This is a genomic window from uncultured Nostoc sp. (genome assembly GCF_937863485.1).
In the GTDB taxonomy this organism is placed as follows: Bacteria; Cyanobacteriota; Cyanobacteriia; order Cyanobacteriales; family Nostocaceae; genus Nostoc.
Genome location: NZ_CALMFY010000249.1, coordinates 1 through 13,397 on the forward strand (window position 1 = coordinate 1; position 13,397 = coordinate 13,397).

The 13,397-nt window shown below is 42.3% G+C and carries 16 protein-coding genes and 4 pseudogenes; 16 read left to right on the top strand and 4 right to left on the bottom strand.

Annotation, left to right across the window (positions count from 1 at the left end; genetic code table 11):
- The 7 genes from Q0541_RS34110 to Q0541_RS34135 form a co-directional block, all read left to right on the top strand.
- The coding region (locus Q0541_RS34110) for an S-layer family protein (RefSeq protein ID WP_298921521.1) at positions 1-972 on the top strand (972 nt) is incomplete at its 5' end.
- A 51-nt stretch (positions 973-1,023) separates the two neighbouring features.
- Complete coding sequence (locus Q0541_RS34115; RefSeq protein WP_298921523.1) at positions 1,024-3,615, top strand: CHAT domain-containing protein; 2,592 nt, start codon at positions 1,024-1,026, stop codon at positions 3,613-3,615.
- Between the two features lie 119 nt (positions 3,616-3,734).
- Positions 3,735-3,935 (top strand): hypothetical protein, encoded by a 201-nt coding sequence (locus tag Q0541_RS34120; protein ID WP_298921525.1) that lies wholly within the window; start codon positions 3,735-3,737, stop codon positions 3,933-3,935.
- 150 nt (positions 3,936-4,085) lie between these two features.
- The gene (locus Q0541_RS34685) at positions 4,086-4,409 is read left to right on the top strand and encodes a filamentous hemagglutinin N-terminal domain-containing protein (RefSeq protein ID WP_366941963.1); all 324 of its coding nucleotides are present in this window, start codon (positions 4,086-4,088) and stop codon (positions 4,407-4,409) included.
- A gap of 19 nt (positions 4,410-4,428) precedes the next feature.
- The gene (locus tag Q0541_RS34690; protein ID WP_366941964.1) at positions 4,429-4,893 is read left to right on the top strand and encodes a hypothetical protein; all 465 of its coding nucleotides are present in this window, start codon (positions 4,429-4,431) and stop codon (positions 4,891-4,893) included.
- A gap of 229 nt (positions 4,894-5,122) precedes the next feature.
- The gene (locus tag Q0541_RS34130; protein ID WP_298921527.1) at positions 5,123-5,329 is read left to right on the top strand and encodes a hypothetical protein; all 207 of its coding nucleotides are present in this window, start codon (positions 5,123-5,125) and stop codon (positions 5,327-5,329) included.
- A 146-nt stretch (positions 5,330-5,475) separates the two neighbouring features.
- Positions 5,476-5,784, top strand: coding sequence for a transposase (locus Q0541_RS34135; protein ID WP_298921551.1), 309 nt, complete (start codon positions 5,476-5,478; stop codon positions 5,782-5,784).
- Positions 5,785-6,057: 273 nt separating this feature from the next.
- Here the strand turns inward: Q0541_RS34135 and Q0541_RS34140 are convergent, their stop codons facing one another.
- Positions 6,058-6,873 carry an ABC transporter ATP-binding protein gene (locus Q0541_RS34140; protein WP_298921529.1) on the bottom strand — a complete coding sequence of 272 codons (816 nt, stop codon included), beginning with the start codon at positions 6,871-6,873 and terminating at the stop codon, positions 6,058-6,060.
- 634 nt (positions 6,874-7,507) lie between these two features.
- On the opposite strand from Q0541_RS34140, the pseudogene Q0541_RS34145 reads away from it, so the two are divergent.
- The 9 genes and pseudogenes from Q0541_RS34145 to Q0541_RS34185 all read left to right on the top strand — a co-directional run bounded on the left by Q0541_RS34145 (position 7,508) and on the right by Q0541_RS34185 (position 11,825).
- Positions 7,508-7,942, top strand: a pseudogene (locus tag Q0541_RS34145) (DUF1257 domain-containing protein).
- A 17-nt stretch (positions 7,943-7,959) separates the two neighbouring features.
- Complete coding sequence (locus tag Q0541_RS34150) at positions 7,960-8,127, top strand: DUF2997 domain-containing protein (RefSeq protein WP_298921534.1); 168 nt, start codon at positions 7,960-7,962, stop codon at positions 8,125-8,127.
- 78 nt (positions 8,128-8,205) lie between these two features.
- Complete coding sequence (locus Q0541_RS34155) at positions 8,206-8,445, top strand: hypothetical protein (protein ID WP_298921536.1); 240 nt, start codon at positions 8,206-8,208, stop codon at positions 8,443-8,445.
- Between the two features lie 9 nt (positions 8,446-8,454).
- Positions 8,455-8,814, top strand: a complete 360-nt coding sequence (locus tag Q0541_RS34160; protein WP_298921538.1) for a hypothetical protein — start codon at positions 8,455-8,457, stop codon at positions 8,812-8,814.
- Between the two features lie 5 nt (positions 8,815-8,819).
- Complete coding sequence (locus Q0541_RS34165; RefSeq protein ID WP_298921540.1) at positions 8,820-9,023, top strand: hypothetical protein; 204 nt, start codon at positions 8,820-8,822, stop codon at positions 9,021-9,023.
- A 180-nt stretch (positions 9,024-9,203) separates the two neighbouring features.
- Positions 9,204-9,628 (top strand): annotated as a pseudogene (locus tag Q0541_RS34170) (AAA family ATPase).
- A gap of 24 nt (positions 9,629-9,652) precedes the next feature.
- Positions 9,653-10,018 (top strand): ATP-binding protein, encoded by a 366-nt coding sequence (locus Q0541_RS34175; RefSeq protein WP_298921543.1) that lies wholly within the window; start codon positions 9,653-9,655, stop codon positions 10,016-10,018.
- 223 nt (positions 10,019-10,241) lie between these two features.
- The gene (locus tag Q0541_RS34180) at positions 10,242-11,231 is read left to right on the top strand and encodes an adenosine kinase (protein WP_298921545.1); all 990 of its coding nucleotides are present in this window, start codon (positions 10,242-10,244) and stop codon (positions 11,229-11,231) included.
- 357 nt (positions 11,232-11,588) lie between these two features.
- The gene (locus Q0541_RS34185) at positions 11,589-11,825 is read left to right on the top strand and encodes a hypothetical protein (protein ID WP_298921547.1); all 237 of its coding nucleotides are present in this window, start codon (positions 11,589-11,591) and stop codon (positions 11,823-11,825) included.
- Between the two features lie 284 nt (positions 11,826-12,109).
- Here Q0541_RS34185 and Q0541_RS34190 read toward each other — a convergent pair.
- From Q0541_RS34190 to Q0541_RS34200, 3 genes and pseudogenes are all read right to left on the bottom strand, one after another.
- Positions 12,110-12,331 (bottom strand): annotated as a pseudogene (locus Q0541_RS34190) (hypothetical protein); the annotation flags it as partial.
- Between the two features lie 118 nt (positions 12,332-12,449).
- Positions 12,450-12,779, bottom strand: a complete 330-nt coding sequence (locus Q0541_RS34195) for a hypothetical protein (RefSeq protein ID WP_298921549.1) — start codon at positions 12,777-12,779, stop codon at positions 12,450-12,452.
- Between the two features lie 46 nt (positions 12,780-12,825).
- Positions 12,826-13,013: pseudogene (locus tag Q0541_RS34200) on the bottom strand (ISKra4 family transposase); the annotation flags it as partial.
- Between the last annotated feature and the right edge of the window lie 384 nt (positions 13,014-13,397).

The following is a 13,397-nucleotide window of genomic DNA, read 5'->3' on the forward strand; positions in this document are numbered from 1 at the left end:
ATTACTATCGATTCTGGTTCTTTCTCATTACAAAATGGCGCTCGACTTTCTGCCTCAACATTTGGACAAGGGAATGCAGGCATAATCAAAGTTAATGCTACTGATTTTTTCACCCTTTCTGGCAAGAGTTCTAACTTGAACAGTGGCTTGTTCGTTAACTCCCAAAGTCCGACAGGTACTGCTGGAGATATTATTGTCACCTCGCCTAGAGTTACCCTAGATAACGGTGGCACAATCAACGCCGAATCTGCATCGGGTAACGGTGGCGACATTAATTTACAAACTGATTTACTGCTTCTGCGTCGTGGCGCTGAAATTTCCACCACCGCAGGCACAGCACAAGCTGGTGGTAATGGTGGCAATATCACCATCAATGCCCCGTTGGGCTTCATCGTTGCCGTCCCAAGGGAAAATAGCGACATCACTGCTAATGCTTACACAGGCAGTGGTGGGAGAGTAGATATTCGAGCCTTTGGTATCTATGGCATTCAACCCCGCTCTAACCAAACTTCTCTAAGTGATATCACCGCTAGTTCTGAGTTTGGTGTAAACGGCATCGTAGAACTTAACACACTTGATATCAACCCCAGTAGTGGCTTAGTCAACTTACCAACCGTACCAGTTGATACCCAAGTAGCACAGACCTGTACCGCAGGTAGCACTGTAGCTAAGAGCAGTTTTACTATAACTGGTCGAGGTGGCTTACCACCTAATCCAGGTGAAGCTCTTAACACTGATGCAGTGCAGGTAGATTTAGTGACTCTCAAACCAGAAGTAGGTAAGCTCTCTACTCCAGCAGTTTCCATAAATCCCACTAGTCCAACACCAGATCGCATAGTAGAAGCTACTGGTTGGGCGATCGCTGCTAATGGCGATGTAATTCTTATTAGCTCTGCACCCACACTCACGCCTGATTCTTCCTGGCAGAGGGCAGCCGACTGCCGGACGTTAAATCATTACCAAGGAGGTTGAGCAACTTACACTGCTATTTTTAGTAAAGACGTGGTGCGAGGAGGGCAAAACATGGCAAGGAAAAAATCTAGATTACGCAAAATTAAACGCCTTTTAAGTATACTGCTGCTTTTGGGTATGTTCTTAGGTACTCTTTTACTGCCTCCCCCTTTCGCACATGTAATTGCGGAAAACTCCATTGTTCAAAGCGATGCCCTTGTCCACAACTTGGTGGAACAGGGGAGAAAATTCTATGGAGCCGAACGGTTTAATGATGCGACTGCAACATGGCTACAGGCTATCTCTGCGTTAAAAGCTTGTGGGGATGAACTCACACAAGTTATGATACTTGGTAATCTATCATTAGCTTATCAGCAATTGGGACGCTGGACTGAAGCAGAAGATGCGATCGCTCAAAGTCTAAATTTATTAGAAACCACGCAAAATATTAACGCCAAAGAACGCTCTCAAATCCTCGCCCAAGCTTTAGATATCAAAGGTCGTCTGCAATTAGCTCAAAACAAGGCTGAAGATGCTTTAAATACTTGGCAACTCTCAGTTGACATTTACAAAAAAATAGGAGACAACAAAGCGGTTATTCGTAACCGGATTAACCAAGCACAAGCTTTACAAGCTTTAGGATTTTATCGTCAAGCTGAAAAAACGTTAAAAGAAACTACTAAAATACTACAAAGCCAACCTAACTCTCCTCTGAAAGTTGCAGGGTTGCGTAGTCTTGGCAATGTTGTACAAGTCACAGGTGATTTAGAAACATCTCGGCAGATATTGCAGCAAAGTTTAGCAGCAGCTTTATCCTTGCCAGATAAACAAGCAGTAGGAGATATTCTACTCAGTTTAGGCAACACAGCCCGTGCTCAACAAGATGTCCCAGCAGCTATGGAATTTTACCAAAAAGCTGCCACAACTGCCACTTCACCAACTACCCGCATTCAAGCCGAAGTTAATCAACTTAGGCTACTAGTGGAAACTGATAAATTCGATGCGTTGCAAGCGTTATCGTCCCAAATCCAAACTCAACTTGCCGAATTACCACCCAGTCGTACAGCAATTTCTGCCCGGATCAACTTTGCCCAAAGTCTAACGCAATTTAGAAAAAAAACCAGCACAGACACGCCCTCATGGTTGAATATCGCCCAACTTTTATCACCTGCTATTGAGCAAGCCAGAAGTTTGCAAGATCAACGAACGGAATCTTATGCTCTTGGTGTTTTGGCAGAAGTGTACGAACAAACACAACAGTGGTCTGATGCACAAAACCTTACCCAGCAAGCCTTGCTGATGGCTCAAGCTATTAATGCTCAAGATATTGGCTATCGATGGCAATGGCAGCTAGGACGTTTGTTGAAAGCTAAGGGAGATACCGAAGGTGCGATCGCAGCTTACAATGAAGCAGTCAATAGCCTCCAGTCTATCCGCGACGATTTAGCTGCCGTCAATCCAGAGGTAAAGTTTTCCTTTCGAGATGAAGTCGAACCTGTATACCGGGAATTAGTAGAGTTACTTTTGCAACCTGGGGAAAATTCCCAACCAAATCAAGCAAATATTGAAAAAGCCAGCAAAACAATAGAATTGTTGCAAGTTGCAGAACTTGATAACTTTTTTCGCAACACCTGTTTGAATGCTCAAATTAAAAGTAAAAAACAAGACCAAACGCCAGTAACAGTCATCTATCCATTTATTTTGTCAGACCGACTAGAGGTGATTCTCCAGTTACCGCAAAAACGTTGGTTGCACTATGCTACTGCTGTAAGTAAAGATGAAGTGCAAACTACTTTAAAACAACTACAAGAAAATTTAACCAAGCCCCATACATTACGAAAAATTCAGTCTTTGTCGCAAAAGGTATATAACTGGTTGATTAAACCTGCTGAAGCTGCCTTAGCTGAAAGTCAGACTCCTACTTTGGTGTTTGTGCTGGATGGGTGGTTGCGAAATATCCCGATGGCAGCTCTCTATGATGGCAAACAATATCTGATTGAGAAGTATAGCATTGCACTGACTCCAGGTCTGCAACTGATTGAACCCAAACCATTGCAAAAAGAATTAAAGGTAATAGCCGCAGGATTGAGTGAACCAAGTTCTGGATTTTCTGCACTACCCAACGTGAAGCGTGAATTAGAGCAAATCCGTGCTGATATACCCAGCAACATACTTCTCAATCAAGAATTTACCAGATTGGCTTTGCAGAATCGAATTAATTCTCTGCCTTTTCCAGTCGTTCATCTGGCAACTCATGGTCAGTTTAGCTCCAAAGCTGAGGAGACATTTATTGTTGCTTGGAAAGACCGTATTTATGTCAAGCAGTTTAATCAGTTAGTGCGAACTATCGAGCAAAACCGACCTGAAGCTATTGAATTGCTTGTGCTGAGTGCCTGTCAAACAGCTGCTGGAGACGAACGAGCTGGGCTGGGAATTGCTGGTGTCGCTTTTCAAGCAGGAGCACGCAGTACCATCGCTTCTCTGTGGAACTTAGATGATGAGTCTACCTCTGTATTGATGAATGAATTTTACCAAGAGTTAGCGAACAAAAAGTTGACTAAAGCTGAAGCACTTCGTCGCGCCCAGCTCGCTCTTTTACAAAATCCTAAGTACAAACGTCCCAGGTTTTGGGCACCCTACATTTTGCTAGGTAATTGGCTTTGAGCCACTCTCGCCACTTAAAGTGGTGGGATTCAGGCTAGGAGTTGGAGTTAACTTTTTGTTAATTTATTTATGCAGATGCGATCGCATCAATCCGCAATGCGATTGTATCGACTGACAATGTGATCGCATTAACCCGCAATGCGATTGTATCGACCGACAATGCGATCGCATCAACCTACAATTCGATTGTATCGACTGACAATGCGATCGCATCAACCCGCAATTCGATTGTATCGATTTACAATGCGATCGTATCAACCCGCAATTCGATTGTATCGATTTACAATGCGATTGTATCAACCCGCAATGCGATTGTATAAATTTATGTAAATAAATTAGGAAGTTTTGTAGAAAACTAGCGCCATTGAAACTGAGAATTATCCAGAGGTGACTGCAACCTACTGTAAACCCACATTAGTGGTGTGACATAAACAAAAGTTTAGCGATCGCTGTTTGCTTAGAGGGGTGCAATGTCCAAGATAAATATTCGTTGGGGCTGGTTTCTAGGGATTGCGATTTGTAGCGCAAGCGTTTGCAATATTACAAATTGCGCTTTTGCCCAAATCACTCCAGATGGCACTTTGCCTAATAATTCCATCGTTACACCAGATGGCAGCACCCTCAATATCACAGGAGGAACCCAAGCGGGTAGCAACTTGTTTCACAGTTTTGGGGAATTTTCTGTGCCTATTAACGGTGTTGCTTTGTTTAAAAATAGTGTGAATATTCAGAATATCATCAGTCGGGTAAATGGTGGATCAGTCTCTGATATTAATGGCTTAATTCGTAACTAACGGTACAGCTAACCTGTTTTTGCTCAATCCCAACGGAATTATTTTTGGATCCAATGCCTCCTTAGACATTAAAGATTCTTTTATGGCAAGTACAGCGACTAGTCTGAAATTTGCTGATGGCATAGAATTTAGTGCAACTAATTCTCAAACCACTCCTTTACTGACAGTGAGTGTTCCTATTGGCTTGCAATTAGGAGGTAATCCGGGGAGTATCCTCAATCAATCACAAGCAATTAATAGCGATCGCAATAGTGAAATAGTCGGTTTGCAAGTAGAACCGAGTAAAACTTTAGCACTCGTGGGCGGTGATATTGCGTTGGAGGGTGGCTATCTAACGGCAGCAGAGGGACGAATTGAACTAGGCAGTGTGGCTGGACTTGGCTTTGTGAACCTAAACCCAACAAACAGCGGCTGGGTTTTAGGATATGACTGTGTACAAAATTTCCGGGATATTAAACTAAACGGTCTCAGCGAGCTGTTGTAGATGCTAGTGGCAGTGGCGGTGGGGATATTCAAGTGCAAGGTACGCAGGTGACGGTTACTGATGGTTCACAAATAGTAGCTAAGTACAGGTTTGCATAAAATCGTATCGTTTTTAAATGCAGAGGGATGCATTGCCATTGCAGAGGGACACATTGCCATTGCCAAATTTAATTCGCTACTAATTAATGAAATGCTGTACTAAGACTCTAGGGACAGAACTAGGAGAGGCTTTGAGCATAAATGCCTCTGACTTTATACAAGTGAACGGAGAATCAGCAAATCCTCAAGATTTTAGCCGTTTGACCACTCGAACCGAAGATAGTGGAGATGCTGGAAACTTGACGATCACCACGAGCAAGTTTATTGTCCAGAAAAGGGCACAGGTATCTACTGGTACTCGTCCTAGAAGTACAGGGAAAATTAGACTTACGCTGTAAAAAAAAAAGTCTCTATGCAAGTGAGCAAGATACTCCACGAGTACAGGAATTAAGGCATGACTATCGTCGGTGGTTAGATAAAATTGACGTGCAAAACCTAATATTTGTCGATGAAGCTGGATTGAATTTATCAATTGCTGCGCGGCTTGAATGCTTGTGCAGTAGAGGGCGAACGAGCAATTGGTAGTATTCCTGGGACGAAGGGTAGAAATGTTTCCTTGATTGGTGCTTTGAACCTTGATGGACTGGTTGCAGCGATGACTGTATCTGGAAGCACCAATACCGAAGTGTTTCTGACATATGTAACTCAGGTCTTGGCACCTCAATTGTGGAAAGGGGCGATTGTGGTTATGGATAATTTGAGGGTTGATCATGCAGAGCGTGTAAAAATTGCCGTCGAGTCCGTTGGTGCATTCGTCAAGTTTTTTCTCTGTTTTTTTGAGGATGTCTCCTGACGGTGGTTTCGATGATCTTGTGCTGTCTAAATCTCTGCTGACTTTAAGTTTCTCTACCAAAGGAACCGCAAGCAGAAATTATCAAGAGCGTAAGCAGCATAACAAAGCAGAACTTAGGCATATACAGTCAAGAAGATACAGGTGGTGTTAGAGCGATCGCGCACATATTGGCTGTGCAAGAGATTATGTTGCAAAAACCTACAAAGGACAAAAGGCCTGTAGAAAAATATCTGTTTTTTCCACTCCTGCACCCATCGATATATTGTGTATGCTCTACCTCAAGACCCTACTCTGCCATGATTTCTTTTTTAGAGGTAAACACAAAGGTGTTCCTACTACTGGGTCTGGTACAATTCGACAAGCTAATCCAAACACCTCCTGCACCATTTCTTCTGTCATGACATCTGCTGGAGTTCCATAAGCCATAACAGCGCCATCACGTAAAGCTACTAGCTGATGAGCATAACGACACGCCTGATTCAGGTCATGCAACACCATGACAATTGTCCGCCCCTCAAGTTGATTCAAATCCCACAGTAACTCTAGCACCTCCACTTGATGAGCTAAATCTAAAAAAGTTGTCGGTTCATCCAATAGGAGAATCTGCGTATCTTGCGCTAAAGTCATGGCTATCCAAGCACGTTGTTTCTGTCCACCTGAAAGGGTATCTACGGCTCTATGGGCTAATTCGTTGAGGTCTGTAGTTGTTAGTGCTTTGCGGACTTGACGTTCATCTTCAGTTGTCCAAGATTGCAGCCAACTTTTTTGATATGGATAACGACCTTGTGCTACCAAATCTCGCACAGTCAAGCCTTCTGGTGCAACTGGCCCTTGAGGAAGAATACCGAGTTGCTGTGCAATTTTGGTCGTTGACTGTCGAAAAATATCAGCACCATTGAGATATACAGTACCAATATGAGGTTTGAGTAATCTGGCTAAACCTCGCAATAGAGTAGATTTCCCACAACCATTGGGGCCAACTAGAGCAGTAATTTGTCCTGTGGCAATTAATAGGTTAAGATCGGATATGATAGGTTTGCCATCGTAAGCCAGGCTCAGATGTTGGGTTTCAAGGACTGTGTTGTCCATAAGACTTTCTGATTGCAAGAGTAATTGGTTTGAAAGTACGTAGCTGCAAAGCGGCTTCTGCTAGGAGATGGCTTTCGAGTTTAACTGTGGAGTTATCAAATACCAAGACTTTCCCTCAAGTTAGCGATCACTCTTCAGGATAGATATGTAGATCGTATTGTGATAATATTACCAACAATATTGGCTATTTAGTCTTGCACTTGGTAAAAATACTTTGACAAAAAACTTGGGTCAACCCGCAATCACCGATACTCTATGTTAACAAAGGCTTAACTCTCGGCGGCATCAGCTTGCCAGAACACGCCGATCAGCCTTACCGGGTGTGGTCGAAAGATGCAGCTGATTACGTCTGCGATATGTTTATGAACCTATACACAGGGCAGTTAATGGGCGATGCCTGCGGCAATACTATCTCTTAAGGTGGCTGACTGATTTATTAGCTTTACTTATATTATCAGATTCATTAATGCATTCAAAACTGGTACTTAAAATCATCAATTTTAAACAAAACTCCACTTAGACAGGTATCAGAAGCTCAAAACTTGATCGGTGTATTAAAAGTGCAATATTCACGTTCCAAAAGGATATCGCACTTTTACTATTTTTCAAACCAAATGACAAAGGGAATAACACCATGTCGCATTTCTCAACAGTCAAAACCAAATTAAGTAATCACGATTGTTTGTTGGAAGCGCTTTTTGATTTAAATTTTTCACCGCAAGTCCACAAAAAAGCATATCCACTTAAGGGCTACTATGGTAGTTCACAAGGACAGAGCGCTGAAATTATAGTTTCTGGTCGCACAATTCAAGCTCGTGCAGATATCGGATTCAAGTGGAATCAAACAAGCGGTGTGTACGATGTGATACACGATAGCTACGAGACAGTTCCATGACTGGGACAAGATTTCTTTAACCACAAACTGATGCAGGCTTATAGCAAGCGGATGGTTCGCGCCAAAGCTGCCAAGTTACAAGAACGGTTCGGGGAATGCAACATTACAGAAGAAACCAATGGGAGTGTGCAAACCCTACGGTTAACTTTTGCTGGATATCAAGAAGTTAAATAATTTGCACGGAGATAATTATGGAACGCTCAATACTAATACATTTTGACAAAATCACAGGTGAAGTTCGAGTAGAAGCTGAAGGTTTTGAAGGACTGTCTTGCCTAGAAGCAACCCAACCATTTGAATTCGCGTTGGGGGTTGTAGAGGGTAAACGCACTTATAAACCAGAGTCAGCCCAGCAGTAGCGCATGACTCCAACACATCAAACACGGCTAAGGCAGTAAAAAAAAGCGGGGGAGTTACAAATTCCCCAGAAAAATATCATGAATGAACTACCAAAAGAATACCCCTTCATCCACATTTATCCTCAACACAAAGTACATCAGCCCGTGATTATCAGAGGTAATTCTGAAGGACTTTGTGTGCTTGTTAATGCCTTAATTTCTGCAATAGCTAACCCAGACAACAACGGAGTAGCAGAAGTGTTTTGCGGCGATGCCGAATTTTATGAAGTGATTGTTCAAGTAGCGACTAATTTAGGGCGATCTCTCGCCACCACCTGATCAAAAATTATGAAACTTTTAAATCTAATCGCTACGCTCGACTCACAAATCCCGATCGCCGCAGTTGATGTTCTGTCCCCCTATGAGGCAACAATTATTCAGTGGTTGACAACCGAAGCTAAAGAAAAACTCGACAGTCCAGTTTTCTTTTGGAATCTGGGAGTATCGAGCCTGGAGCAATGCCTGATTGCTGAAGATGGTGGGCTGGTATTTAAGCCAGTGCCAGAGTACAAAAGACCACCCCACGCTGATCCAATACTCTTCGTTTTCGATTACATCAATAACTTTGATGGTGCTGCCGTGTTTATTCTGGGGGACATACACCTATTTTTGGGAAGAACTCGCCGCAGTTATCCTGGGAAATCTTGACCAGAGTGAAAAACCTTTACCACCGACTCAAACCGACAGAAAAACGGATTGTGCTGCTGGGTCAAAACATCGAACTGCATGATTCTCTAGTTAGGCTGATCCCCTGGTGTGAAGTGTCACTGCCTAGTATTGATCAAATTCAAGACCACTTCGAGTCATATCTGGTTTTTCTTGAAGAATCTGCTACAGAGCAGGATGTCATATTTTGAGTGTCCCTGAGTTATGAAGAAAAAGAAACCTTTGCACGGGCAGCGCTGGGATTAACGCTAGAAGAAATCAGTGATTTTCTGAGGCTTACAGTTAAAGAGCGATTGAGCAACGCTGGCATTTTAATTGATGCTACAATTATGCCTTTAATAGTCGAGTACAAAACTCGACTGCTGTCTCAGATGGGTATCGAATTGGGCAAACCTGCAACTATCCCCTTTGGCGGACTCGATTTACTGCGCGAGTCGCTAACTCGGCGGCGGCGACTGTTCACCCAAGAGGCGCGATCACTCCATCTGCGGCAACCCAAAGGCGTATTATTGGCTGGGCCGCCCGGAGTTGGTAAAAGCTTACTTGCCAAAAACATTGCAACTATACTCAACTTACCACTACTCCAGCTTGATATTGTGTCCCTCCTTGGCTTTCTGGTGGGTGAGTCTGAGGGCAATGTCCGCCGTGCCTTGAAAACTGCCGAGGCATCGCACCGTGCATCTTATGGGTTGATGAAATAGAAAAAGCACTTTCGGGGACTGGTGACACCTCTGGAGTTTCCCAGCGTATTCTGGGAAATCTGCTCACATTTATGAGTGTACGGCAGGCCTGTTAGTTGTGGCTACGTGCAACGACCCCATTGCCCAGTGAACTGAAACGGAAAGGCAGATTTGATGAAAATTTCTTTGTTGACTTACCAACCGAACTGGAGCGGTGTCAAATCCTCAAGATTCATTTAGAGCGTTTTGGCATTGTAGTAGAATCTGAATATCTGGAAGCGATCGTTGCTAACACCGCAAAGTTTTCAGGCGCAGAATTAGAAACCATAGCAGCAGAAGCGGCACTGCTGGCATTTGATGAGGGACGACCGCAGCAGGTGACACTAGGGGATTTTGATGCAATACTGCGAGAATATCACACCTCTGGCTGTCCAGGATGCTGCATCTGTAGAGCGAATGTAGTCTTGGGCTGGATCAGCAAAGTCAGAAGCGAAGGTCTGGGGTAATGCCCAGAATATGCAGACAGACTTACGGTGATTTGGAGGGTAAAGTCTCAAGTAATGAGTATATTAGCTAGAATTTTCTTTGCTCCCGATAAAACTGCTGTAGCCCAAAGACCATGAAAAAATGCGGGTCTACGAAATTATGACCAAGCAACTCTTATCTGCTCCCTATCTGTTATTATCAATTTTGTTCAAGTCAGACAAAAATTATTCTCGGAGATAAATAATGGGCAAGAAATATGATGTTTATGGTGTCGGTAATGCCTTAGTAGATATAGAATACGAAGTATCTCTAGAGTTACTACAAGAGTTAAAGATTGATAAAGGTGTAATGACACTCCTAGATGAAGAGAGTCAAAATCATATTTTGGAAAATCTCAAAAATCTTCATTGCCATAAGAGTTGTGGAGGGTCAGCAGCAAACACAATAGTCGCAATTAGTCAACTAGGAGGAAAAGCTTTTTATTCCTGTAAAGTGGCTAATGACGAATTTGGAGACTTTTACATCGAGGATTTACTCAACTCTCAGGTAGATACCAACTTAAAAAATGGCGAGCGCCAATCAGGAATTACAGGTAAATGTTTGGTGTTAGTAACTCCTGATGCAGATCGCACCATGAATACATTTTTGGGAATTACTGGAGAATTTTCTACACAAGAATTAGTATCATCAGCGATCGCTGATTCAGAATATATATATATCGAAGGATATTTAGTAGCTTCTCCTACAGCAAAACAAGCAGCTATAAAGGCTAGACAAATAGCTGAAAAAGCGGGAGTAAAAACCACTATGTCCTTATCTGATTACAACATGGTGAAATTTTTTAAAGATGGTTTATTAGACATCATTGGAACTAGTTTAGACTTAATTTTTGCGAATGAAAGTGAAGCATTAGAACTAGCAGATACAGAAGATTTTCAAGTAGCTGTAGACAAACTAAAAACCCTGAGTAAGAAATTTGCCATTACTCGCGGTGCCAAGGGTTCAGTAGTATTTGATGGTCAGAAATTAATCGAAATCGCTGCACCTCAAGTAAAAGCTGTAGATACGGTGGGAGCAGGAGATATGTATGCAGGAGCTTTCCTCTATGGAATTACCCAAGGTATGAGCTATGAAGAAGCTGGAAAATTAGCATCAGCCGCAGCTTCTAAAATTGTTACATCCTATGGGCCAAGATTAAAAACTGAGGAATTAAAGGCATTAGTTACTGCTTAGAGGGTGTTTGAAAACTTTTCAGGGGTCAAATTTTATGCCAGCAGTATAAGCCTTCGTAACCAACTATTTGTTGCACTCACCGGATCTAAAGCTTGGGTAAGGTTGGGTGGGGTAGGTGAATGCCCAATGTGTGAAGAGATACGATAAGTAATTAACAATGGTAATACTTTTACCTTTACTTCTAAAAAAACTCTAGGACAAGTTATAGGCAAGGAAGTATTGACAACGGTAGAAGAGTGGTATTTTCATTTAATTAAGTCTCAAATTTCAGAGTTTGAAAAACGGTAGAGCGATTAAGAATCTACCGTTTTTTATATATGTTGAATGCCGTACTCAAAAGTTAAGTGATATTTTTCCTTGCTTTCTTGTCTTGGTGAATTTTGGGTATTTATTATTGACTATGTGCTGTGGCTACAAAAGAATGAATTGCAATTTTTTCCGAACGCGATTTTGATTAGTGCCGTGCGTGAGCAATGGAAGCCAAAAGTATGGCGTGATGAGTACCTGGAACTACCACGCTCTGCAATCGGCACTGGCATTGGTGGTGGAATGCCGCAGTTTCGCAGTGGGAGTATAATGAACGTAATCGGCTAGTTGCTGATATATTTTATAACAACAGGTAAGAATTCATCCAATTTACCAACGGCAAGGAAATACTGGTAGAAACAACGTGGTGTTAGGAGTAGGAACGAGTGCTGCAATATGCCAGTAATTGAGAGCGATAGTTGAATAAAGGGGCTGTAGGTATCCCTATGGTTCTAGTTAACCATATATGGATTTGTCCAGCTTGAAAATGAATAGCCCACTTTTAACTTTCAACTAAAATTTTATTTGCATAGATAAAAGTACTGTTTCTCTGATCAACGAAACGGGTTGAGCCTGATATCACTAACCGCCTGCGGTAAGATTTCCAATTGCTCGGCTCGGTAAGCGATAGCCTGTGGTGTCGGTTCACTACCTAAAATGATTGCCGCAGTAACGAGTGTTTCGGTGTTGTTCATTGCTTCGCTTAGATTTTTCAAAGCCATACTCATGAACTGTAAACATTTTTGGGCATTTTCTTTGGGCGGTTCTGCGGCAAGCGATCGCAAATCAATAGTTGTCAAAAAGGCGATCGCAGACGCCATTTTAACAAAATTGGTGGGGCAATGAGCAGGAGCCAAAGCAGGATGTATTGATTTGGTCAGTTTTAAAACAACTGCCTTTGCCCTGTTTAAATCATTCAGGCGCACGGAAACCAGCAAGTTGTTCTGTATTCGCATCTTTAAAACAAATATCCGGCTTCACTTTTTCATAATCTAAGGTTTTGGGTACGTGATAAATGTTGCCTCTCTTATTTGTAATCTTGCCTTTTACCTGTGCATCACTTGGGCAAGTTGTTTGGTTTTGTGGTTTCACCCCGAAATTTTGTACTGCTGCTAAAACTGCTGTTTTATTCCCCGCTGATGCTGGTTTCTTAGAGCTAGAAGTTGTATTTCCAGGGATAGGACTAGCTGGAGCAACAGCAGTTAGTGCTTGAAACGTAGTACTAGTAGATTCTTTACACACAACTTTTTACTTTTCCGGTCTTTCCTGTGTTGATTTCTGTTGCTTATTCGATAAAAAAAGGGCTATTTGCGGGCTAACTTGTTCTAAAATTTGCGTTGTTTACCGCAGTAGGCATCGCACGGTTTTTTCGATGCTTTCCAGGTTGTTTAATTGGGCGGGGTTTGTTTCTTCATATAGTATGCTTGCCAGTTCTCGCAGACAGGCTTGCAGACGTGCTTGTTTTTCTTGAGTCATCAGTTTGATGTAGGGCTTATATGTTTCCCTCTATTTTGCCACCATTAGTAAATCTGCCAAAGTGGGATGCTCCCAGCCTTAGTAAGGCTCGCTCTCTTTTCCTCTAAGAATTGGGTGGGGCGATCGCTTGAATGGAGAAATAAAGGGCGATGTCTACGGCGGTAAACTACGCTGTACTGTTAATGAATTTACATTAATTACTCAAGAATCAATATCAATACAAATCACTGTGACGTATAGATTAATTACTGATTCAGGTACATTAATTGTTAATTCTCCTAACGGATTAGAATTGAGAATAGAATCAATAATTGCACAGCGACTTGTGTAGGGAGCAACGCGATTTTGTGAGGTTGGACAAAAAAGGTGCGATCGCTAATAAAT